This is a genomic window from Sphingomonas sp. MMS24-J13, assembly GCF_044905095.1.
Taxonomy (GTDB): Bacteria; Pseudomonadota; Alphaproteobacteria; order Sphingomonadales; family Sphingomonadaceae; genus Sphingomonas_I.
Window position 1 is genome coordinate 21,650 of sequence record NZ_CP173258.1, and the last position, 22,974, is coordinate 44,623.

A 22,974-nucleotide genomic window follows, 5' to 3' on the forward strand; every position below is an offset into this window, starting at 1 on the left:
AAGAGCTTGCCCTTCCCGTGCCGGGGAGGGTTCTAAAATGCGCGGCGTCGCGACCGATATCGGGACGATCCACTTCATCGGGATCGGCGGGATCGGCATGTCCGGCATTGCGGAAGTGATGCACAATCTTGGCTACAAGGTGCAGGGATCGGACGTCGCCGAAGGCTATGTGATCGAGGGGCTGCGCAAGCGCGGCATCCCGGTCGCGATTGGGCATCGGGCCGAGAATCTGGGCGATGCGGCGGTGGTGGTCACCTCCACCGCGATCAAGCGCGGCAATCCCGAGGTCGAGCTCGCGCTGGAGAAGCGCATCCCCGTCGTCCGCCGCGCGGAGATGCTGGCCGAACTGATGCGGCTCAAGTCCACCGTCGCGGTGGCGGGTACGCACGGCAAGACCACGACCACCTCGATGGTCGCCGCACTGCTCGACGCGGGCGGGGTCGATCCGACCGTGATCAATGGCGGCATCATCAACAGCTACGGCTCGAATGCCCGCCTCGGCGCATCGGACTGGATGGTGGTCGAGGCCGACGAGAGCGACGGCTCGTTCCTGCGCCTCGACGGCACGGTCGCGGTCGTCACGAATATCGATCCCGAGCATCTCGATCATTATGGCTCGTTCGAGGCCGTGAAGGATGCCTTCGTCGAATTCGTCGAGAATGTGCCTTTCTATGGCGCGGCCTTGCTGTGCCTCGATCACCCCGAGGTGCAGGCGATCATCCCGCGCGTGCGCGATCGCCGTGTCGTGACCTATGGCTTTTCGGCGCAGGCCGACGTGCGCGGCGTCAACGTCACCCCGATTCCCGGCGGCAACCGGTTCGAGGCGATGATCCGCAAGCGCGACGGATCGGTGCGTTCGATCGAGGGGATCGAACTGCCGATGCCCGGCCGCCACAATGTGCAGAACAGCCTGGCAGCGATCGGTGTCGCCCTCGAACTGGGTGTGCCCGACGAGGTGATCCGGACCGGCTTCGCCAAGTTCGGCGGGGTCAAGCGCCGCTTCACCAAGGTCGGCGAAGTCGCCATGGAAGGTGGGGGCGTCACGATCATCGACGATTATGGCCACCACCCGGTCGAGATCCGGGCGGTGCTCTCCGCGGCGCGCGAGGGCGCGAAGGGCAGGGTGATCGCGGTCGTCCAGCCGCACCGCTTCACCCGCCTGCGCGACCTGATGACCGAGTTCCAGACCGCATTCAACGAGGCCGATATCGTCTATGTCGCGCCGGTCTATGCGGCCGGCGAGCAGCCGATCGAGGGGGTCGATGCGGCCGCTTTGGTGAGCGGCCTCAAGCAGCGTGGGCATCGCGCGGCGCAGGAGATAGCCGGGGCAGACGATCTGGCGGCCGAACTGGCCAAGGTCGTGCGGCCGGACGATATGGTGATCTGCCTCGGGGCAGGCGATATTACGAAGTGGGCGGCGGGGCTGGCGGATGCGATAGCCAAGGAGAGACTGAAATGAGCGATCTACTCACGCCGTGGATCAGCATGCAGCGGCAGATGCTGGATGCGCACAAAGGCAATGTCGATACGGTGTTCCGTAATATGGGCTCGGCGGGCTTCGGCGCGACCACGAAGGCGGTGCGCGACCTCGCCGACGCGCAGATCGAGGCGTGGGAGAAGTGGCTGGCTCTGTGGGGACCACGCGGTTGATTTTTGGGGGTAACCTGAAAATCCTCCCGGAACGGGGAGGGGGACCATGCGCAGCATGGTGGAGGGGGCCCGCCTCATCCACAGCGCTTGCCTCCAGGTGGGGCCCCTCCACCGCTCTTCGAGCGGTCCCCCTCCCCGTTCCGGGGAGGATTTATAGTGGTTCTCACCCTCCCCAAGACCGCTGGGCGCCTGACCGAGCAGGCGCCGCTGGCGCCGCTCGTCTGGTTCAAGGCGGGCGGGGCGGCGGATTATCTGTTCGAGCCCAGCGACGTTGCCGATCTTGCGCGATTCCTCGCCGATCTCGATCCCGAGATCCCGGTCATGGGGCTCGGGCTCGGATCGAACATGATCGTGCGTGATGGCGGCGTGCCGGGCGTGGTCGTGCGGCTGGGCAAGGCGTTCGCCAAGGTCGAGCGGGTCGATGCGACCACATTGCGCTGCGGTGGTGGTGCGAGCGGCATCCTCGTCTCCTCGACCGCGCGCGATGCGGGCATTGCCGGAGTCGAATTCCTGCGCTCGATCCCCGGCACGGTCGGCGGCTTCGTGCGCATGAACGGCGGCGCCTATGGTCGTGAGGTGAAGGACATCCTCGTCGAATGCGACGTCGTGCTGCGATCGGGTGAGACACGCACCCTGGCGCTCGAAGACCTTGGTTACTCCTACCGCCACAGCGAATTGCCCGAAGGCGCGATCGTCGTCTCGGCGACTTTCCGCGGGCATGAAGGCGATCCTGCCGCGATCCAGGCCGAGATGGATCGCATCGCCGCCGAACGCGAAGCCTCGCAGCCGTTGCGCTCGCGCACAGGCGGGTCGACCTTCAAGAATCCGGTCGGGCACAAAGCGTGGCAGTTGATCGATGAGGCCGGTTGTCGCGGACTCCGCCTGGGCGATGCGCAAGTGTCCGAGAAGCATTGCAACTTCCTGCTCAATCTCGGTTCGGCGACGTCTGCCGAGATCGAGGAATTGGGTGAGGAGGTGCGCCGCCGGGTGAAGGCGCAGAGCGGGGTGACGCTCGAATGGGAAATCCAGCGCGTGGGGAGGACGAATTGACCCAACTCCACGTCGCAGTCCTGATGGGCGGCTGGTCGGCCGAACGCCCGGTCAGCCTCGTCTCGGGCGAGGGCGTCGCCAAGGCGTGCGAAGCGCTCGGCCATCGCGTCACACGGATCGACATGGATCGCGATCTGCCCGTGCGGCTGGTCGAGACGAAGCCAGACATCGTCTTCAACGCGCTGCACGGTACGCCCGGCGAGGACGGGTCGGTGCAGGGCATGCTCGATCTGATGGGCATCAGATATACCCATTCGGGCATGGTCACCTCGGTGATCGCGATCGACAAGGAGCTGACCAAGCAGGCGCTCGTCCCGCACGGCATCCGCATGCCCGCCGGCCGGGTCGTCAAAAGCGAGAGCCTGTACAGCGCCGATCCGCTGTCGCGGCCCTATGTGCTGAAGCCGGTGAACGAAGGCTCGTCGGTCGGCGTCGCCATCGTGACGCGCGAGGGCAATTATGGCGATCCGATCGGGCGCGATGTCGAAGGGCCGTGGCAGCATTTCGACGAATTGCTCGCCGAGCCTTTCATCAAGGGGCGCGAACTGACCACCGCCGTAATCGGCAGCGGCGACAAGGCCCGCGCTTTCGGTGTGACCGAACTGATCCCGCGCAACGGCTTCTACGATTTCGATGCCAAATATACCGATGGCCTGACGGTCCATGTCTGTCCGGCCGACGTGCCGGAGGAGATCAGGCAGGCCTGCATGGACATGGCGGTCGCCGGCCACAACATTCTCGGCTGCAAGGGCACCTCGCGTGCCGATTTCCGTTGGGATGACGAGGCCGGGGTCGATGGGCTGTTCCTGCTCGAGATCAACACCCAGCCCGGCATGACCCCGTTGAGCCTCGTTCCCGAACAGGCGAAGCTGGTGGGAATGAGCTACGAGGATCTGGTCCAGGCGATCATCGACGAGGCGCTGGCATGAGCCGTTCGCCCAAGATCGCGGTGAAGCCCGCCGTTCGGCGTCCGCCGCGCGGGGCCGCGCCGGTTCGTCGGCGGTCGTCGTCGCTCGGCCAGCATATGAGCCGGGCATTCAGGGCTTTGCCCGTCTCGGGCGATCTGTTGCGCCGGATCGGCAATTGGGGGTTGGGGCTGTTCATCGCCGCCGGTGTCGTCGCGGGCGTGATCGCGATGGGCGTGCCGCAGACGATCGGGCTGGAGCTCGCGCATGGGCTCGGCCGGATGGGTTTCGTCGTCCACAATATCGAGATTACGGGGCGCAAGAATGTCGACGCCGACAGCGTCTTCCGGATCGTCCACACCGCCGCCGATCAGCAGGATATGGCGTTGGTGGATCTGACCGCGATCCGCAGCCAGCTGCTGCAATTCGGCTGGGTCCAGGATGCGCGCGTGTCGCGGCGTTTGCCCGATACGCTGGCGGTCGATCTGGTCGAGCGGACGCCGGCGGCGATCCTCCAGCGCCACCAGCAGCTTTATCTGATCGACGGCGTCGGCCATATCCTGTCGGGCGGCGATCCGAAGACCCTGCCGATCCAGTTGCCGTTGGTGATCGGCAACGGGGTCGAGACCCACATTGCCGATCTGCAGGCGCTGGTCGCCACCCAGCCGAGCCTGAAGCAACTCGTCGCGGGCGCCACCTGGGTCGGCCAGCGACGCTGGGACCTGCGCTTCCAGTCCGGCGAGACTTTGGCCTTGCCCGAGGGGGCGGCCGAGGCGCGGGCGGCTTATGCCACCTTCGCCGCAAAGGATCGCGAGGAGCGTTTGCTCGGGCGCGGTTTCGTGCGCTTCGACATGCGCAATCCTGGCTCGATGACCGTGCGGACGACGCCCGAACCGGGCGCGAAGATCGAAGATCCGGCCCCGGCGCCCGTGCCGGGTGCGGTGGCGTAGGGGGTAAGATGGCACAGGCGCGGACGGAAGGTTTGATCACGGCGGTCGATATCGGATCGTCGAAGGTGGCCGCTGTCATCGCCCAGCCGACCGAGGGCGGGCTCCAGGTGCTCGGCACCGGCCAGCGCGAAAGCCGCGGGGTCAAGCATGGCCTCGTCGTTGATATGGAGCGCACCGAGCATGCGATCCGCGAGGCGGTCGAACAGGCCGAACGGATCGCGCGCACCAATATCGAGGAGGTGTGGGTCAGCTTTTCGGCGGGCGGGCTCTATTCGGATGTCGCCTCGGTCGAGGTCGAACTGGGCGGACAGCGCATCGCCGAAGGCGACGTCGCCAACCTGCTCGAGGCGGGCCGCCGTTCGATCGATCCCAAGGGACGCGAGGTGCTCCACGCCCAGCCCGCGCTCTACACGCTCGACGGGCTCAAGGGTGTGCGTAACCCGCGCGGGCTCCATGCCGAACGGCTGGGAGTCGATATCCATATCGTCTCGGCCGACCCTTCCCCGGTCCGCAATCTCGATTTGTGTGTCCGCTCGGCGCATCTCGCGGTGAAATCGATCGTCGCCTCGCCGGTGGCCACCGCGATGGCGTGCCTCACCGAGGAAGAACGCGAACTCGGTGTCGCGCTGGTCGAGCTTGGCGGCGGCGTCACCAACGTCTCGCTTCACGCCGGCGGGTTGCTGGTCGGCCTGGCCTCGCTACCGATCGGTGCGGGCGAGATCACCGATGACATTGCCAGCGCGTTCGGCACCCGCCGCGCCCAGGCCGAGCGGCTCAAATGTTTCCACGGCAGCGCCCAGACCTCGCCGCGCGACAACCACGAAATGATCGAGGTCGCGCCGATCGTGGGGGAGGAGGGGGCCGAACCCGTCCGCATCAGCCGCGCGCAATTGATCGCGGTAATCCGCCAGCGGCTCGAACATTGGTTTGCCGCGATCGAGGAGGCGTTGAAGGCCCTGGGCTTCACCGGCCCGATCGCACGCCGGCTGGTCCTCACCGGCGGTGGCGCCGAATTGAAGGGCATCGCCGATTATGCGCAAGGCGTGCTCGGCCGCGCGGTCCGCGTCGGTCGCCCGCGCGGGTTGATCGGCCTGCCCGAGGCGCATTCGGGCATGGGTTTCTCGACGCTGGCGGGTTTGGTTCTGTTCGCCGCTTCCGATCCGGTCGACCTGCGTCAGCCCTCGCCCGGCCAGGCGATCGTGCGGCTTTCGCCCACCAATATGGTCCAGCGCCTGCTTGCTGCGGTGAAGAGTAGCTATTGAAAAGGTTGTGGAGAACATGGCCCCCCGGCCGATTGTTTCAAAAAAGCGCGTGCATGCGTGAATCGGTTGGGGCAATTTGGTGACATTCGGTGCGTCGTTTTGCACCGACAAGGAGATTTTGGATGGCGATCGAATTCATGAGGCCCGAAGTCGAGGAGCTGAAGCCGCGCATCAGCGTGATCGGCGTCGGCGGGGCAGGCGGTAACGCCATCGCCAACATGATCGCGTCCGATGTGCAGGGCGTCGACTTCCTCGTCGCCAACACCGATGCGCAGGCGCTCAACGCGAGTCCCGCCGAAAGCCGCATCCAGCTCGGCATGAAGATCACGCAGGGCCTGGGTGCCGGCTCGCGGCCCGAGATCGGCCGCGCTGCGGCCGAAGAGACGCTCGATCAGGTCGAGAAGATGCTCGAAGGCGCGCATATGTGCTTCATCGCCGCCGGCATGGGCGGCGGCACCGGCACCGGCGCGGCCCCGGTCATCGCCAAGGCGGCGCGCGAGAAGGGCATATTGACCGTCGGCGTCGTCACCAAGCCGTTCAGCTTCGAAGGCAATCGCCGGATGAAGTCGGCCGAGGCCGGCATCGCCGAGCTGCAGAAGCATGTCGACACGCTGATCGTCATCCCCAACCAGAATCTGTTCCTGATCGCCAACCCGAACACCACCTTCAAGGAGGCGTTCCAGATGGCGGATCAGGTGCTGCAGCAGGGCGTGCGCGGCATCACCGATCTGATGGTCATGCCCGGCCTGATCAACCTCGACTTCGCCGACGTCCGCTCGGTCATGTCCGAAATGGGCAAGGCCATGATGGGCACAGGCGAGGCATCGGGCGACAATCGCGCGATCGAAGCGGCGGAGAAGGCGATCGCCAATCCCTTGCTCGACGGCGTCAGCATGAAGGGCGCCAAGGGCGTGATCGTCTCGATCACCGGCGGCGAGGATATGCGCCTGCTCGAAGTCGATGAAGCGGCCAACCACATCAAGGATCTGGTCGATCCTGATGCCAACATCATCTGGGGGTCTGCCTTCAACAACGATCTGGAAGGTCGGATTCGCGTGTCTGTCGTCGCAACAGGCATCGAAGCCGAGGCGCGCACGGCGCCCGAGCCGACCAAGTCGTTCAGCTTTCCACCCCGCAGCCGTACCGAAGTTCGCACGCCCGGCTCTGAATCAAGCAGCGGCGCTGCTCCTGCACCCGCGCCTGCGCCAGTGGCGGAAACGCGTGCTGATCTTCTCGCTCCGGCAGTCGCGCCGGCTGTATCCGCTGAACCAGATGAGGATGAACTCGTTCTGGGCGAGACTCCACATGTGACCGCGGCACCCGCCGAGCATGAGCAGATCCCGGCATTCGAGCCCAAGGCCGGTCGCTCGGGCCCGCGCCGCTGGCTGGACGATGACGAGGAGGAGGCGGCGCCCGCGCCGCGCGTCGCTCCGCGCGTCAATCGCGACGGCGGTACCCTGTTCGAGCGCATGTCGAGCATGGCGCGCGGCGCCAAGCCGGCGGCGGACGATGAGGCCGAGGATGAGGGCACGCGCGATCCGCTCGATATCCCGCGGTTTTTGAACCGGCAGAATAATCAGTAATGGACGACCCCCTCTCCCTTCGGGGGAGGGGGCTTGCTCGTCGCCGCGCGGCCACGCTCTGGCGAGGCGCTTTCCAGCACCTCTTGCAACTTGCGCAACATCGGGCATGTCACCGGCCCGTGCGCATCTCCTCGATAAACCGTCCCCTCGTCCTAGTGGCCTTTTTTGCCGCGTCCGCTGCGATGGCGCAGACGCCGCAGGTCGCTCAGCCGCAGCCGAGCATGCCGCCTGCGCAAGCCTCGTCGCCTCAGGAAGAAGGCCCCACCATCCCCGTCACGCCGCCGCCCGTGGTCGCGCCCGACGCGCTATCCCAAGCGCGCGACGCTGCTGCGCATGGCGATCAGCCCGAGGCGCTATCGCGTTACCTGCGGATCCTCGCCGCCAAGCCCGATAACGTCGAAGCATTGGTCGGTGCCGGCAAGGCGGCGCTGGCGGTTGGTGACATGAATGCCGCCGCCGGCTTTCTCGCCCGCGCAGATGCGCTCAATCCTAAGAACGGGCAGGTCAAGGCCGGGCTGGCTTCGACCATGCTCGAGAAGGGCGATGCGCGATCGGCGCTACGCCTGTTCGGGGAAGCGGTCGAGCTCGGGGTTCCCCCGGCGTCGATCGCAGCCGAGCGGGGCCTCGCTTACGATCTGCGCGGCAACCCCAAGCGGGCACAGGCCGATTACCTGCTTGCCCTGCGTAACGGACCGAATGACGAGATAACGCGGCGCCTTGCGCTCAGCCAGGCGATCAGCGGCGATCGCGCGACCGCGATGGCGACGCTCGATCCGCTGCTGCGCAAGCAGGATGTGCCGGCCTGGCGTGCGCGCGCGTTCGTCTTTGCGCTGACCGGCGACGCGGCCGAGGCACAGGCCGGGGCGGCGTTGGTGATGCCGGCCGATCAGGTTGCGGCGCTCGCGCCCTATTTGCCGCGCCTGGCTGCGCTCAAGGCCGCCGACAAGGCCGCCGCGATCCATCTCGGACGTTTCCCGGGCGAGGGCGATGCCGTGCCACCACCCAGACAGACCGCCAGCGCCCCGCGTATCCCGATCGATCGCGGCATGCTCGGTCCCGACAAGGCGTCCGCGCCGCCGCCCCCGCCGGTCGCGGTCGCCCAGGCGACTCCGCCGCCCGAGCCGGTCGCGGCGCCGCCGCCCCAGCGCATGGATGCCCGCTCCCGCCGGCTCGCTGCCGCAGCTGCCGCCAAGGAGAAGAAGGAGCGCCAGCGCGAGGCTGTGGCCAAGCGCAATCCCGCCCGCCACTGGGTGCAGGTGGCAGGCGGCGCCAACAAGCGTGACCTCGGCAAGGAATGGGCCAAGCTCAAGGGCAAATGGGGCAACCAGCTTTCGGGGCGTTCGCCCTGGACCATACATTATCGCCATACCAACCGGCTGCTGATCGGGCCCTTCCCTTCGTCCGACGCGGCGCAGGATTGGGTGACCGAGCGCAAGAAGGAGGGCTTCTCGACCTTCCGCGTCGAAACTGCTGCGGGTGACGAGGTCGAGCGGGTCAACTGACCCAGGAAAGGGGAGGCATCGCCGATGACGAGCGGGCGCGAATGGGCCACCAATGTCGGTGACGTGTGGGCCGAGGAATGGCGCCGCACCGATCGGACCTTTGCCGAACTGACGGTCGCGCTCGATGCCGCGATCGATCGGGTGGCGCCGGCGGGACCCGGAACCGCGCTCGACATCGGCTGCGGCGCTGGGATCACCACCTTCGGACTGGCCAGGCGCCATCCCGATCTTGACGTGCTCGGCATCGATATCGCGGCGCAGTCGATCGCGGTTGCGGAACAACGCGCGGCGGGGATTCCCAATGTGCGATTCGAGGCCGGCGATATCGAACGGTTCACGGCGCCTTCGCCATTCGATCTGCTGATCTCGCGGCATGGCGTCATGTTCTTCGACGATCCCGTTGCCGCCTTCGTCCGGCTGCATCGGGCCGCCAAGCCCGGTGCGCCGATCGTCTTTTCCTGCATGCGCGAAATGGCGCGCAACGCGTGGACCTACGATTTGATCGCCGCCATCACCGGCAGCCCGCCGGTGCCGGCCGCCGGCTACGCGCCCAGCCCGTTCGCCTTCGCCGACGAGGGGTTCACGACCGATCTGCTCGCCACGACGGGCTGGAGGGATATTCGGCCCCAGCCCGTTGATTATGCCTATCTGGCGGGGGAAGGCGACGATCCGGTGGGCGACGCTGTCCGAACCTTCACTTTGATCGGCCCGGCCGCATCTTTTATCGCGCGGGCGGCACCGGAGAGGCGTCCGCAGCTTGTCGAACGGCTGCGCGAGGTGGTCGAGCGGCACCGCGACGGCAACAGGGTCGCTTTCCCCGCGTCCGGCTGGATCTGGACCGCCTTCGCTTAAGGTCCCCGGTGCGGGAAGGTTTTCACACCTCACCCGCCGCGAGCGCAGCATATAGTTCGAGAATGCCCGGCCAGCCGTTTCGCAGCTGATCGGCGACCGCCGCGGCGTTCGCCCCGAACCGTTCGAGATCGCGATGCTCGAACGTGACCATCGTGCCGGTCCCGTCGGGGGCGAATCCGACTTCCACCTCGGTCACGAATTCGGGATCATATTTCCATTCGCCGGTCAGCTGCCATGCCAGTAGCAGCCGATGTGGCGGCTCCCACGCCAGTACCTTGCCCCAATCGCATTCCGTCCCGGCATTGCCCACCTCATACCAGCGGCCGTCCGCCCTTGGCTCCATCACGATCGCTACTCGCGGCTCGGTGGCGATGCTGTGGCTGCGCGGCCACCAATCGTGCATCCGCTCGGCGAACAAGGCGAAAGCCCGTTCGGGCGGCGCCTTGACCGGGAAAGATCGGCGTATCGGGGCGATCGTCATGGCCTCAAATCCTCCTGTTCGTCGGCGAATGACTGGAAAGCGGTAAGCGCCTGGCTCCAATGGCGGTCGAGCCAATCGCGCATCAGCCCGATCCCGCGCGGATCGAGCCGGTAGATGCGGCGTGTGCCGGCGGCCTCGTCGATCACGAGCTGGGCTTCCTTGAGCGCGCGCAGATGCTGCGAAACCGCCGGGCGCGATACCGGCATGCCGGCCGCAAGCTCGCCTACGGCTTGCGGGCGCTCCGCGAGCCTCATGAAAATTGCCCGCCGCGTCGGATCGGCGAGTGCCGCAAGAGCTGATTCTCCGTTAGCCATGACTTACGGTAAGTTTTTACTTACATAGAGTCAAGCGAACTCCTGCTCGACTTTTGCCGCTGCGCGCGCCATCGCCTTCCTATGGTGCTCGCCCCATATGCCACCGAGCCGGCGCACAGCCGTGGGCGGCTCCATCCCAGTCCTTCGAGCGGCCCGCGCGACGCGTTTCAGCGCGATCGCGACCGGATCGTCCATTCGATCGCGTTCCGGCGATTGCGCCACAAGACGCAGGTGTTCGTCGCGCCGGATGGCGATCATTTCCGGGTGCGCCTGACGCACAGCCTCGAAGTGGCCCAGATCGGGCGGACGATCGCGCGTGCGCTCGGGCTCAACGAGGATCTGACCGAGGCTTTGTGCCTGGCCCACGATATCGGCCACCCCCCGTTTGGCCATTCGGGCGAGTCCGCGCTCAAGCGGGCGATGGGGAAAGCCGGCGGCTTCGATCACAATGCGCATACGCTGCGCATCCTCACCCGGCTGGAATCGCAATACCCACATCATGCCGGGCTCAACCTGACATGGGAGACGCTCGAGGGGCTCGCCAAGCACAACGGCCCGGTGCTCGATCCGCCATGGGCGCTGGCCGAGATCGATGCCGAATGGCCGCTCGACCTGCTCGGCCAGCCGAGCCTGGAGGCGCAGGTCGCGTCGCTGGCGGACGATATCGCCTATGACAATCATGATATCGACGATGGCATCCGCGCCGGGCTGCTGACGGTGGAGGACGCGCTGACGGTACCGCTGGTGGCGCAAGCGTGGGATGGCGTGCGCAGAAACTGGCCTGGTATCCCTCCCGAACGCCTGACGGGTGAGCTGGTCCGCGATCAGATCGGCATGATGGTGGCGGATCTGATCGAAGAGAGCCGTCGCCGTATCGCCGCCGCCGCGCCGGCGACGATTGCGGACGTGCACGCCGCATCCGGGCCGTTGATCGGCTTTACGCAAGAAATGGCGATGGCCGAACGCGTGCTCAAGCGTTTCATGTATGCCCGCCTCTACCATCATCCGCGCCAGCTCGAGGTTGCAGAGCAGGCCGGCGGCATCATTGCCGGGCTGGCGCAGGCCTATCTGGCCGAGCCGACCCTGTTGCCCGATCGCTGGCGCGATGCGCTTCCTACCGACGAACCCGGCCGAACGCGCCATATCGGCGATTTCATCGCGGGCATGACCGATCGCTATGCGGTCGCGCGCTATCGCGAGGTGGTCGGCCCGGTGGAGATGCCCGAGGGCGCCTGATAAGGCGTCATTGACGCCTCGCCCAGAAACCGGGGGGTTAACCTGGGCGAGGCGCCGCCGGCATCCGGGGGGAGCCGACGACAGCTTGACGTCAGCGATCGCCCCTCACCTCACTGATTGTACGACGAATCGAAAAATTTATTTTGGCTCCGCCTCCGCTGGGGCCGCCGCGGTCAATCTGCAAGAACCGCCACGGCATCCACTTCGACCAGCGCCCCATGATGCAGATGCGGTACCGGCACGACAGTGCGTGCGGGCTTGGCGTCGCCGAGCAGCTCCGCATAGACCTGATTGAACACCGGCCAGTTGGCGACATCGACAATGTAGGCCGTCACGCGCACCAGCCGGTCGGGTGTGCCGCCGCCGGCCGCGAGGATCGCGAGCATATTGCCGATCGCCGCGCGCGCCTGCGCGGCGAAGCTTTCGTCATGCAGCACCCTGCCTTCGGGCGTGGTCGGCAGCTGTCCCGAAATGTAGAGGGTGCCGCCGCCGATCATGCCTTGCGAATAATGGCCGGCGGGCCGCGGTGCCTTGTCGGTGCTGATCGCTTTCATATCGCTCTCCATCGTCACCACCCGCCGAAGCGGAGCCATTCGGCCTGCACCGCGTCGCTTTCGCCCTCGACGACATGATAACGCCCGTGCTGCGCGGCAGTCGAGCAGGCATGGTTGGGCAGGATGCGCACGCGATCGCCGATCGCCAGATCGGGCAGGGTGGCGTTCGATCCGGGCCGGATCGTGACCGTGCCATGCTCCTGGTTGGCGGCCGACACGATCAGGTCGGGATAAGGGCGCCCCAGCAGATCGCAGACCACGCCATGTCCCTGATCGATCGCCTGTTTGGCCGTGCCCCGGTCCTGCGACATCGCCATCCAGCCGGCGTCGATCAGGATCCAGCCCTTTTCGCGCTGGTGCCCGACCACGGTGGCAAGCACCGACAGCGCGATCTCGTCCACCGTGCACACGCCAATTCCGGCCATCACCAGATCGAAGAAGACGAACACGCCCGCGCGTACCTCGGTTACGCCGGTCATATCGACCGCGCCGAGCGCGGTCGGGGTCGATCCGACGCTCACCACCGGGCACGGCAGGCCGGCGGCCCGCAGCGTTCGAGCGGCCGAAACGGCGGCGTTGCGCTCGATTTCGACCCAGTCGCGCAGCTGTTCGGGTGTGCGTGAACCATAGCTTTCACCGGCATGGGTCAGCACGCCGCGCAGTTCGGCATCCCCGGCAAGGATCCGGCCGATGGCGACGATCCGGTCGGGCTCGGCCGGCCCCACCCCGCCGCGATGGCCGTCGCTGTCGATTTCGATCAGGGTCGGGATGCGTAACCCGGCCGCGCGCGAGGCCGCCGCGACCGCCTCGGCCTGTTCGACCGTATCGAGGATGATCGCCAGATCCACGCCCTGCCGACGCAGCGCGATGACACGATCGAGCTTGGCCGGTGCGACGCCGACCGCATAGATGATGTCGCGCACGCCGCCGGCCGCGAATTGCTCGGCTTCCATCAGCGTCGATACGGTGGCGGGGCCTTGGGGTGATGCCATGACGGCGCGCGCCACCGCGATCGATTTGGCCGTCTTGAGGTGGGGGCGCAAAGAGACCCCGAACGGCGCGATGTGCGCTGCCATGCGGGCGATGTTGCGCCGCATCTTCGCGGCGTCGAGGATGAGGCACGGCGTTTCGAGCATCGCCAGCGATCGGCTGTTCGGCTCGGTTCCGTCATCCATCACGATCTCCTCTGCTGTGCGAGGCCATGCCCCCGGTGGTGGGGCAAAAGCTAGCGCCCAATCGCGCAAGCTTCGCCGTCTCCTGCCGCATAGCGCAATCGCCTCAATGCGAATGTGACGGCCTGACGAGAAGGCGAGAGCGGGGAGGGGACCAGATGGGCGAACGAGAGCGCTGGCTGATCCGGCGATTTTTGGCGGGCGCAACGGCATGACGATTCCACTGTTCGATACGCACGCACACCTGATCTCGGACGATTGGGCGTCCTATCCCACGCGCGCCTGGAGCGCCGATCTGCCGGTGCCCGACCGGCCCGATTATACGGTTACCGCCGAGGCGCTGATCGCGCTGATGGATGAATATGACGTGCCGACTGCCTGCGTCGTCCAGCGCGGGCACATCTATGGCTATGACAATAGCTACATCATCGATTCCGCCCGAGCCCATCCCGGCCGCCTCCTGCCGGTGGTGATCCTCGACACGCAGGATCATCAAACCCCGGATCGTTTTCGCGACATGGTGCGCAACGATAGGGTGCGTGGCTTCCGCATGGCGGCGACGCGGCCTTATCATCTGGATACGGCGTGGATGAACTCGCCCAGCGCGATGGCGGTGTGGCGGGCGTGCGCCGATTTGAATGTGGCGATGACGCTGATCTTTTTTCAGGATCATGTCACCTACGCGCTCCCCGCGCTGAAGATGATCGCGCAGATGTACCCGCATCTCCCGATCCTGATCGATCATGTCGGCACGCCGTACGCCGCCAGCAATTACGAGATGGAATTCGCCGCCTCGCAGGGCCGCACGATCGCAATGCCGGGACCTCCCGATTTCGGGATCGACGGCATCGTAAGCATCTTCGCCGATTGCCCGAACGTCTTCTTCAAGCTCACCGAGATCAATTTCGAGCGTCTCGACGACGCAGGCCATTCACCTGCGCGGATGATCCGTCGGCTGGCCGACCGGTTCGGTGCGGAACGGCTCGTCTGGGGATCGGACGTCGGCCAGAGCGTGCGCTGGTCCTATCCCGAGAAGGTCGCGATCGCGCGAGCGGCGGCGGATCTGCTGAAGCCCGACGAACGCGCCTTGTTTCTCCACGACAATGCCGCCCGCATCTACACTGGGCCCGGGAGTTGATCAGGATCGGTCGGTTCGGCAAACCACGCCACGCCGACAATGACGCCAGTAAAATCTGCCGATCGTTCCTGGCGCGGGCAGAACCCTGATTTTTACACAGTGTATCGCTAGACGATACGCAGTCGTTGACACACCTCCGACCCGATGCGACCGGATCCTATGCGATCCGGTGCGCGGATCGTGCCGGCCGCCCGGGTATATAAGCAGGGGGCCCTTGGGGGGAGTGATGGCTATGGAACGGTACAGCACGGCTGGCCTGCCCACTGTGGGGCGTATCGCTGCGTGGAACGCCTTGTACGCGCAGAGCATGAGCAAGGTGGAATTCGCCTGCAGTGATCCGCACAACAGCAACCGGCCATTCGATGCCGAGCTCAGCATCGGCCAGCTCGGTCCGGTGCGTTTGGCCAAGCTTCAGGCGGATTGCTACAGCGTCGAGCGTAGCCGGCGGCACATCAGCCGCAGCGCCCCGCGGCTCTATTCCTTCCTGCTGCAGGCAAAGGGCAGCAGCATTTTCCAGCATTGCGGGCATGAGGCCCAACTCGCCGAGGGCGATTTCATCCTCGTCGATACCGGGCTGCCGCACTATTTTGTCACGAAGGCGGAGGCGACCACGATCATGGTACGCGTCCAGCCCGATGTGCTGCGCGAATATCTGCCGACCCCCGAGCAGTTTTGCGGCCTTCAGCTGGGCCGCGCTGTCGGCTTCACCAGCACGGTCGCGGCGATGGTGCAGTCGCTGAGCGAACAGGTCGCAAGGGGCAGCGCCGCCTATGAGGATCGCGTTGCGCGCTACCTGCTCGAGATGATTTCGATGTCCTATACGATGGGCTTCGAAAGCATCTCGCGCGGATCGGCGGTGGCCTGGCAGCGCCAGAGCGATATCGTCCGGTACATCGAGGACAATCTGCGCGATCCGCAACTCAGCCAGGCCTCGATCGCGACCGGCCTGCGTCTCAGCCCGCGTTACCTGCGCACCGTCTTCTCGGTTTCTGGCGAGAAGATGTCGGCCTACATCCTGCGCCGCCGGCTCGAGGAATGCGCCCGCCAGATGCGCAATCCGGCCTGGAACGGGCACACGCTGACCGAGATCGCTTTCTCCTGGGGCTTCAACAGCGCAGCGCACTTCACGCACAGCTTCCGCGACCAGTTCGGGGTCGCCCCACGCGATTACCGGCGGCAGGGGCTGGATTGAGTGCCCTTCCCAAGACAAGCTCGGGAAGGAAGCCGGACACCGCCAATTTGTACATCTTGCAGCCATGTAGGGGCTCGCATGGGGCGCGCTTTCTGACGCCGTAGCTGCCGATCTGGCTGCACCATGTTGACGACGGCAGCGAGGCGGAGTTTCACGTGTGAAGGGTCGGCGTCGGGGTAAGCTGGCTGCGGTCGCTCGCGCAGGGACGGCGCTTTTGCTCCTGTGTAGCCTGTATCCGGCGACGGGGCAGGCGCAGGACGCAGCGTCTCCGGCGCCCAGGAAGGACGCGATCGCCGCTGCCGATACCGCCGAAGCCGTCAAGGAGGCACAGGACGAGATCCTGGTCGTCGGTCACCGCCAGAAGGGTGCTGTGGCAACCGAGGTCAAGCCCGAGGTCACCCTCAACAGTACCGCGATCAAGGCGCTTGGCGCGGCCGACCTGACCGAGGTGTTCCGCGATCTCGCCCCGGAAATCGGCGATACGCCGACCAAAGCGGCCAAGCAGGGCAATCCGCCGATCGTGCTGGTCAACGGCCAGCGCATCGCGGGTTTCGCCTCGATCAAGGATTTCCCGCCCGAAACCGTCCGCCGGATCGAGATCTTCCCGCCCAAGGTCGCGCTCGAATATGGCTATGGGCTCGACCAGAAGGTCGTGAACGTCGTGCTGCGTGACAATTATCGCGCGCTCACCTTGCTCGGGCGCTACACGGCGGCGCCGGAAAGTGGCCGCGGCCTCTATCGCGCCAAGCTCGATCTCATTCGCATCGGCGAGAATTCGCACTGGAACCTCGCGCTCGATTTCAGCCACGAGGATGCGATCTTCGCCGATAGCACTTTGCCGGGCCCGAATGCGCCGGCGGACGCGGTGATCCCGCGCCATACGCTGACGGCGCAGCATGATCATCTGACGTCGAGCGGATCGATCACCCAGAAGATCGGCGAGGTGAATGCCGAGTTCACCGCCCGGCTCGATCTCGATGCGCTCGACAGCCGGCCGGGGCTGTCGAGCGAGGATGGCGATCTGCTTGCCGCCGAAGGCCTGTCCAATCTCGTGACCGGCCCGCTCAAGCGCATCGACCAGACCGCCGATGCGCAGACCAACCTGACGCTCAACGGGAAGGTCGATAGCTGGCGCTGGTCCTTCATCGGCAATCTGGAAGACACGACGCGTCTGACCCGCACCGCCGACGCGTTCGTCGCCGGCCCGATCGGCGCTACCCCGCTACCGTCACCCGATCTGCTGGGCGATCGCTGCGGCATCGGCGATGCCGGCTGCGTTTCCACCAACACGCGCCAGGCGACGGGCGATTTCTATCTCAACGGCAGCCTGTTCTCGCTTCCCGCGGGCGCCGTCACCACCGCGTTCCGCACGGGCTTTGCTTTTTCCGGCATTCGCAGCGAATCTTCGTCCGCCGTGCAATCGGTCGATCGTACCCGCAATCAGGGCAGCGTGCAGGGCAATATCGACTTCCCCCTGCTGGCGCGCGATTCGGGCGTCGGCAAGGTTTCGGCCGGCATCAACGGGGATGTGCGGCGCGTGTCCGATTTCGGCACGCTCACCACCGCCGGTGCTTCGCTGGAATGGGAGCCGGTCCAGCCGGTCAACATCCTCGCGACCATCAGCCGGACCGAGCAGGCACCCAGCTTGCTCCAACTCGGCCAGGCGCAACTCGTCACGCCCAATCTGCGCGAATATGATTTCGTGACCGGCACCACCACGATCGGGCAGCGGATCGAGGGCGGCAATGGCGCGCTCGATCACGAAACCTCGCGGACGGCGCGCGTCCGGCTGCAGGTCAGTCCGTTCCGCACCAGGGATCTGCAACTTTCAGCCGAATATTCGCTCGATCATACGCGCAATCCGGTCGTCAATATCACCGCCGCAACCGCCGCCACGATCGCGGCTTTCCCCCAGCGGTTCACGATCGCCAACGGCTATCTGACGGGGCTGGACGTGAGCCCGGTCAACCTGGTCAGCCGCAACCGCCAGCAAATACGCTGGGGGCTCAACTATTCGACCGATTTCGGCAAGGCATGGCCCAACAAGACGGGGGCGGCGGTCGATCCGAACAAGCCGCCATCGCGCGACCAGTTCCAGATCGCGCTCTACGATACGTGGCGCTTCCAGGATGCGGTCGTGTTGCGCAACGGCCTGCCGGCGCTCGATCTGCTCGGGCGCGACATCATCAGCGATGCGGGTGGTACGCCGGCCCATCAGATCGAGCTGCAGACGACGGTCTCGACCGGCCCTTGGAGCGCCAACATCGGTGCCATGTGGCAGAGCCCGACCAAGGCCAATGCCGGGCCGGCAGGGGCCGAGCGGTTGACCTTCACGCAGGGCATCACGCTCGATCTGAAGCTCCAGATCAATCTTGCGGACCAGCATTGGCTCACCCGCCGGCTGCCTTTCCTGCGCGGCAGCCTCAACCTCTCGGCCGACAATCTGCTTGGCGCGCATACCAAGGTGCATGACGCCAATGGCGGCGTGCCGGCAGCGTATGCCGAAGACTATGTGAACCCGATCGGGCGGACCTTCCGCATCACGCTACGCAAGCATTTCCGGTGATGCGGCGGGGCATGGCCCCCGGGGTCTCGCGCGCTCGTATTTTCGGCCGGCCGGCGTTGAAACAGGCCGGTATGGCTGGCGCTCCCGATGGGCCGCTGGACCATCCAGCAGCCCGTGGCTATGGATCGGCGCGGCCCTGTAGGAGTGTACCGATGCGCATGATTGACGTTCGATCGATACATGCCAGGCGGCTGATGCAGATCCTGGCCGTGCCTTTACTCGGTCTGTTGATAAATTGCCAAGGGCCTGCGCTGGGTTCGACTTATCCCTTGGTCGGGATGAACTTGACCGAGAACAAGTTCTGGAGCAGCAATGCTTCCTTCATCGATCGCTTCAAGTTTTCTTCGGCGTGGGTGGGTGTCGACGCGGCCGGCAAGCGCATTCCGACCGACGCGATCGCAACCGATAATGACGGATATCCGGTCGCGATGCCGGCGGGCGCGCGTGAGATCTCGACCGCCATTCAGCTCGATCCGCCCACGCAGCCGGTCAGCCATCGCTACATATTGACCTATGCGGGGACGGCGACTTTCAGGCTGTTCGGGGCGAGCGTCGTCAAGACGCAGCCGGGACGGATCACATTCGATTTCACCCGCGCGGATGGCCAGCACCTGCTGCAGGTCAACATCAATGCGATCGACGCGCGCGACCATCCGCACGACATTCATGTCGTCAGGGAGGATCAACAGGCCCGTTTTGCAGCAGGCGAAGTCTTCAATCCCGCCTTTCTCCAGAAGGTCAGCGGATGGAGCACGCTGCGCATGATGGACTGGCTCAATACGAACAGTTCGGCGCCGGTGGAGTGGGCAAAGCGGCCGACGCCTGCATCGATGTCCTGGGGTGCCAACGGCGTCCCTCTCGAGATTGCCGTTCGCCTCGCCAACGAAGCGCACGCCAACCTTTGGCTCAACGTTCCGACGCTGGCGGACGACGATTATGTGCGCCACATGGCGGAACTGGTGAAGGCGCAGCTCAAGCCGGGCCGGAAAGCCTATTTCGAATATTCCAACGAGGTCTGGAACTGGGGCTTCAAGGCGTCCCACATCGCCCAGCACGAGGGTAATCGCCTGTGGGGCAAGGATGCGAATGGTGACGGCAAGATCGACGACAACGACAAGGCCGAGAATTACAGTCCGGGCTGGATGACCTGGTACGGCCTGCGATCGGCGCAGGTCGCGTCGGTCGTCAAACAGGTTTTCGCCGGCGCCGATCGCGCGCGCGTCATGACGGTCCTATCCTGCCAGACGACGTGGACGGACACTTCGGCGTCCGTGCTGGAGGGCGTCGCCCGCGCGAAACGCGGCAGCGTCGCCGAATTGTTCGATGCCTTCGCCATCACCACCTATTTCGGCGGCGATATCGGGCGGCAACGCGCCGGACCTGACCTCGAGACGTTGCTAGGCTGGGCGCGGGGCGGCGAAACCGGCATGGCCGCCGCATTCGCGCATCTGCGCTTCGGACGAGGGCTGCCGAACGGATTGCCGTTGTCGGGCCTTCCCAAGGTCTATGCATTCTATTCGAAACTGGCGTCCGCCAACAAGCTCAAGCTGATCGCTTATGAGGGAGGCGCGCACCTGACAGCGGAAGCCATACCGCACGATCAGAGCGCCGAGATCGTCGATTTCCTGAAGCGACTGATGAACGATCCGCGCATGGGCGACCTGTACAAGCAGATGGTGGCTGATTTCGGGGCCGCGGGTGGCAGCGAGGTCGTTATCTACAATGATATCGGCAACGCCAGCATCCACGGCTATTGGGGCGTACTGGATTCGGTCTATCAGGAATCGAGCCCGCGCTACGATGCGTTGAAGGCCGCCGCCGCGCAGGCACGTGCGGCCCACTGAAGCCACCGATCCGGGTGGACCTGCTTTCCTTTAGGGGAGCTTCAATTCACGCTGGCCAATTCGACATGGCCGTTGGCGTCGATCGGGTCACGATGCTGGTCTAGTTCACGCTCGCGGGGCTGGCCTTCGTTTAGACGAACTGCTGGCAGTCGATGCCGGCATTCGGTCCTGCTCGTCGGCTATGTGCTGGTCGCGATCCATGACGCCCGCGCAGCGCGCCACGGTGACGCGCCCAGATATTTCGCACGGCTGCGGCCCCCGCAGATGGCTCTTGCGGCGCTTGGCGAGCCTCGACCGATGATCATTACCGCAACGACTTATCCCGACGTGGAGGCTTTCGAGATAGCAAGGCTACTCGGGCAAGGTCGATTGGTTGGGGCGAGGAAGATGCCGGCCTCGGCGTTGATCCTAAACCAACCCGTCGTCGATGGTCGCCCTTAGAAAAACCATTAAACTCGCAAGACAGCTCGGCTTAGGCTTACTGAAGGCGGCCTAGCGATCGGGCGACACGATCAAGCACCTCGGGGAGCTTTCTGCAGGGACCAATCCGCTTAGTCATGGCCTTCCACCGATGAGCAAGAATTGCCTTTATCGCGCCGTGGCGTCCGCCATCGTTCGTCGCGATTTGCATCCGATCGAATCGCGATGAGGGTAAGCGTGGGAGCGTCAATCTGTGATTTGAACAGATTTTGACGCAAAATCAGATCTTTATCTGAAGAAGAATGGCTCCTCGAGTTGGATTCGAACCAACGGCCGCTCGATTAACAGTCGAGAGCTCTACCGCTGAGCTATCGAGGAACATTCTTGCTGCGGTGCTCACCGCAGGGGCGCGCCTATAACCGGAAAAAAACCGGGTATGCAAGTGATTCAGATCGCAAATTGCTCCATCGTGATTCGATCGTCGAGCGCATGCTCGGGATCGAACAGCAGGGTCAGCGGATTGCTGCGGTCGACAGTCACCTCGATCGTGGACACATCGCGCACCTCGCGCTGGTCCGCGACCGCGCTGACCGGGCGCTTGGTCGGGTCGAGCACACGGAAGCGGAAGCGGGTGCGATCGGACAGGATCGCGCCGCGCCAGCGGCGCGGGCGGAACGGACTGATCGGGGTCAGTGCGACCAGCGCCGATTCGAGCGGCAGGATCGGGCCGTAAGCCGAGAAATTATATGCGGTGGAGCCGGCTGGTGTGGCAACCAGTACGCCGTCGCAGACCAGTTCGGGCAGGACGACGCGATCGTCGATGCTCACTTCGATCCACGCGGTCTGGCGGGTTTCGCGTAGTAGCGAGACCTCGTTGATCGCGTTCATCGACTCCTTTTTGCCATCAACGGTGATCGCGTCCATTCGCAGCGGCGCCACCCTGATCGTCTTGGCAGCCAGCAGCCGGTTCTCGAGCAGATCCGGGCTCCAATTGTTCATCAGGAAGCCGATCGTGCCGAGATTCATCCCGAAGACGGGGACGGGGCGATGGCGATCGAGCATCGCATGAAGCGTCTGGAGCAGGAAGCCGTCGCCGCCGAGCGCGACCACGATGTCCGCATCCTTGGGCGACACCCATTCGTAGCGCCGCTTGAGTTCGGCCTCGGCCTCCTTGGCCGCCGGGCTGGAAGAGGCGGCGAGAGCCAGCCTCCGTTCAACCGTCATCGCGCGTCGCTCATCCGCCGGTGACGCTCATATGACGCTGGACGGCGGGCTTGGCCCGGTCGATCTCGAAATTGTGGCGGAGCGGCTTGGCGGCCATCGCGCGATCGATCGCCGCATCGAGCGCGCCACGGCCGCCCTCGCGAAGTGCCGCACGCAGATCGACGCGATCCTCCTGCCCAAGGCACATGTAGAGCTTGCCCTCGACGGTGAGCCGCACGCGATTGCAGCCCGCGCAGAAATTCTCAGTGAGCGGGGTGATGAAGCCGATTTTGGCGTCCAGTTCGGCGACACGGAAGTAGCGCGCCGGACCGCCGGTGCGATCCGGGAGCGGCGACAGCGTCCAGCGGGTCTCGAGATCGCGACGAACCTGATCGAGCGGCAGATAGCGATCGGTACGATCCTCATCGATCATGCCGAGTGGCATCGTCTCGATCAGGGTGAGGTCATGGCCTTCCGCGGCGCACCAGCGCAGCATCGGCTCGATCTCGTCCTCGTTGAGGCCCTTCAACGCGACCATGTTGATCTTGACCCTGAGGCCCGCCGCCTTGGCCGCGGCAATCCCGTCGAGGACTTTCGCGATATCGCCCCAGCGCGTGATGTGGCGGAACCGATCGGGATCGCGGCTGTCCATGCTGACGTTGATGCGCCGGACGCCGGCCGCGAACAGCGCGTCGGCGGTTTCGGTCAGGCGGGTGCCGTTGGTGGTGAGCGTCAGCTCGTCGAGCGCGCCGGTTTCGATATGGCGGCCGATCATGCGCGCCAGATCGGGCACGCCCCGCCGCACCAGCGGCTCGCCGCCGGTCAGGCGGATGCGTCGCACGCCGCGCGCGATGAAGGCGGCCGTGATTTCGGCAATCTCTTCGAGGCTCAGGATGGCGCTGCGCGGCAGGAAGCTCATCGCCTCCGACATGCAATAGCGGCAGCGGAGGTCACATCGATCGGTGACCGACACCCGCAAATAGGTGATTCGCCGGCCGAAGCCGTCGATCAACGGGCGCTGGAGCGCGTTGGCTGCGGGTTCGGTCACCCGCACGAATTAGGGCCGGGGGCGGGCCGCGACAAGGGGCGGGGCTCGAATG

The 22,974-nt window shown here is 65.4% G+C and carries 20 protein-coding genes and 1 tRNA gene; 14 read left to right on the top strand and 7 right to left on the bottom strand.

Features of this window, described 5'->3' with window-relative positions; genetic code table 11:
- Positions 1-37: 37 nt before the first annotated feature.
- The 9 genes from murC (at position 38) to AB4Z44_RS00155 (ending at position 9,754) form a co-directional block, all read left to right on the top strand.
- Positions 38-1,459 (top strand): UDP-N-acetylmuramate--L-alanine ligase, encoded by a 1,422-nt coding sequence (gene murC, locus AB4Z44_RS00115; protein WP_404712063.1) that lies wholly within the window; start codon positions 38-40, stop codon positions 1,457-1,459.
- Complete coding sequence (locus AB4Z44_RS00120; protein WP_404712064.1) at positions 1,456-1,650, top strand: hypothetical protein; 195 nt, start codon at positions 1,456-1,458, stop codon at positions 1,648-1,650. Before murC ends, AB4Z44_RS00120 begins: the two co-directional genes overlap by 4 nt.
- Before the next feature lie 156 nt (positions 1,651-1,806).
- On the top strand, positions 1,807-2,700 hold the full coding sequence (murB, locus tag AB4Z44_RS00125; protein WP_404712065.1) for a UDP-N-acetylmuramate dehydrogenase: 894 nt from the start codon (positions 1,807-1,809) through the stop codon (positions 2,698-2,700).
- Complete coding sequence (locus AB4Z44_RS00130; RefSeq protein ID WP_404712066.1) at positions 2,667-3,629, top strand: D-alanine--D-alanine ligase; 963 nt, start codon at positions 2,667-2,669, stop codon at positions 3,627-3,629. Before murB ends, AB4Z44_RS00130 begins: the two co-directional genes overlap by 34 nt.
- Entirely contained in the window at positions 3,626-4,555 is a 930-nt protein-coding gene (locus AB4Z44_RS00135) for a cell division protein FtsQ/DivIB (RefSeq protein WP_404712067.1), read from the top strand. Before AB4Z44_RS00130 ends, AB4Z44_RS00135 begins: the two co-directional genes overlap by 4 nt.
- Before the next feature lie 8 nt (positions 4,556-4,563).
- Positions 4,564-5,817, top strand: coding sequence for a cell division protein FtsA (gene ftsA, locus AB4Z44_RS00140; protein WP_404712068.1), 1,254 nt, complete (start codon positions 4,564-4,566; stop codon positions 5,815-5,817).
- A 122-nt stretch (positions 5,818-5,939) separates the two neighbouring features.
- Positions 5,940-7,400, top strand: coding sequence for a cell division protein FtsZ (ftsZ, locus tag AB4Z44_RS00145; protein ID WP_404712069.1), 1,461 nt, complete (start codon positions 5,940-5,942; stop codon positions 7,398-7,400).
- A gap of 221 nt (positions 7,401-7,621) precedes the next feature.
- Positions 7,622-8,902, top strand: coding sequence for an SPOR domain-containing protein (locus AB4Z44_RS00150; protein ID WP_404712070.1), 1,281 nt, complete (start codon positions 7,622-7,624; stop codon positions 8,900-8,902).
- A gap of 24 nt (positions 8,903-8,926) precedes the next feature.
- Complete coding sequence (locus tag AB4Z44_RS00155; protein WP_404712071.1) at positions 8,927-9,754, top strand: class I SAM-dependent methyltransferase; 828 nt, start codon at positions 8,927-8,929, stop codon at positions 9,752-9,754.
- A 22-nt stretch (positions 9,755-9,776) separates the two neighbouring features.
- Here the strand turns inward: AB4Z44_RS00155 and AB4Z44_RS00160 are convergent, their stop codons facing one another.
- Positions 9,777-10,235, bottom strand: coding sequence for an SRPBCC family protein (locus AB4Z44_RS00160; protein ID WP_404712072.1), 459 nt, complete (start codon positions 10,233-10,235; stop codon positions 9,777-9,779).
- Positions 10,232-10,489 (bottom strand): ArsR/SmtB family transcription factor, encoded by a 258-nt coding sequence (locus tag AB4Z44_RS00165; RefSeq protein ID WP_404712073.1) that lies wholly within the window; start codon positions 10,487-10,489, stop codon positions 10,232-10,234. The genes AB4Z44_RS00160 and AB4Z44_RS00165 overlap by 4 nt, the downstream gene beginning before the upstream one ends.
- A 141-nt stretch (positions 10,490-10,630) precedes the next feature.
- On the opposite strand from AB4Z44_RS00165, the gene AB4Z44_RS00170 reads away from it, so the two are divergent.
- Positions 10,631-11,785, top strand: coding sequence for a deoxyguanosinetriphosphate triphosphohydrolase (locus tag AB4Z44_RS00170; RefSeq protein WP_404712074.1), 1,155 nt, complete (start codon positions 10,631-10,633; stop codon positions 11,783-11,785).
- Between the two features lie 173 nt (positions 11,786-11,958).
- Here the strand turns inward: AB4Z44_RS00170 and AB4Z44_RS00175 are convergent, their stop codons facing one another.
- Complete coding sequence (locus tag AB4Z44_RS00175) at positions 11,959-12,339, bottom strand: RidA family protein (RefSeq protein ID WP_404712075.1); 381 nt, start codon at positions 12,337-12,339, stop codon at positions 11,959-11,961.
- A 14-nt stretch (positions 12,340-12,353) separates the two neighbouring features.
- Positions 12,354-13,514, bottom strand: a complete 1,161-nt coding sequence (locus tag AB4Z44_RS00180) for an alanine racemase (protein WP_404712076.1) — start codon at positions 13,512-13,514, stop codon at positions 12,354-12,356.
- A gap of 208 nt (positions 13,515-13,722) precedes the next feature.
- On the opposite strand from AB4Z44_RS00180, the gene AB4Z44_RS00185 reads away from it, so the two are divergent.
- From AB4Z44_RS00185 to AB4Z44_RS00200, 4 genes are all read left to right on the top strand, one after another.
- Positions 13,723-14,649: an amidohydrolase family protein gene (locus tag AB4Z44_RS00185; RefSeq protein ID WP_404712077.1), complete on the top strand. Its 927-nt coding sequence runs from the start codon at positions 13,723-13,725 to the stop codon at positions 14,647-14,649.
- A 226-nt stretch (positions 14,650-14,875) separates the two neighbouring features.
- Positions 14,876-15,841, top strand: a complete 966-nt coding sequence (locus AB4Z44_RS00190) for a helix-turn-helix domain-containing protein (protein WP_404712078.1) — start codon at positions 14,876-14,878, stop codon at positions 15,839-15,841.
- Positions 15,842-16,055: 214 nt separating this feature from the next.
- Positions 16,056-18,407: a TonB-dependent receptor domain-containing protein gene (locus tag AB4Z44_RS00195; protein ID WP_404712079.1), complete on the top strand. Its 2,352-nt coding sequence runs from the start codon at positions 16,056-16,058 to the stop codon at positions 18,405-18,407.
- 11 nt (positions 18,408-18,418) lie between these two features.
- Entirely contained in the window at positions 18,419-20,251 is a 1,833-nt protein-coding gene (locus tag AB4Z44_RS00200; protein ID WP_404712080.1) for a hypothetical protein, read from the top strand.
- A 723-nt stretch (positions 20,252-20,974) separates the two neighbouring features.
- Here the strand turns inward: AB4Z44_RS00200 and AB4Z44_RS00205 are convergent.
- The 3 genes from AB4Z44_RS00205 to moaA form a co-directional block, all read right to left on the bottom strand.
- A tRNA-Asn gene (locus tag AB4Z44_RS00205) sits at positions 20,975-21,049 on the bottom strand.
- A gap of 69 nt (positions 21,050-21,118) precedes the next feature.
- A complete protein-coding gene (locus tag AB4Z44_RS00210) occupies positions 21,119-21,895 on the bottom strand; it encodes an NAD kinase (RefSeq protein WP_404712081.1) in 777 nt (258 codons plus the stop codon).
- 10 nt (positions 21,896-21,905) lie between these two features.
- Complete coding sequence (gene moaA / locus AB4Z44_RS00215) at positions 21,906-22,928, bottom strand: GTP 3',8-cyclase MoaA (RefSeq protein ID WP_404712082.1); 1,023 nt, start codon at positions 22,926-22,928, stop codon at positions 21,906-21,908.
- Positions 22,929-22,974: the final 46 nt, after the last annotated feature.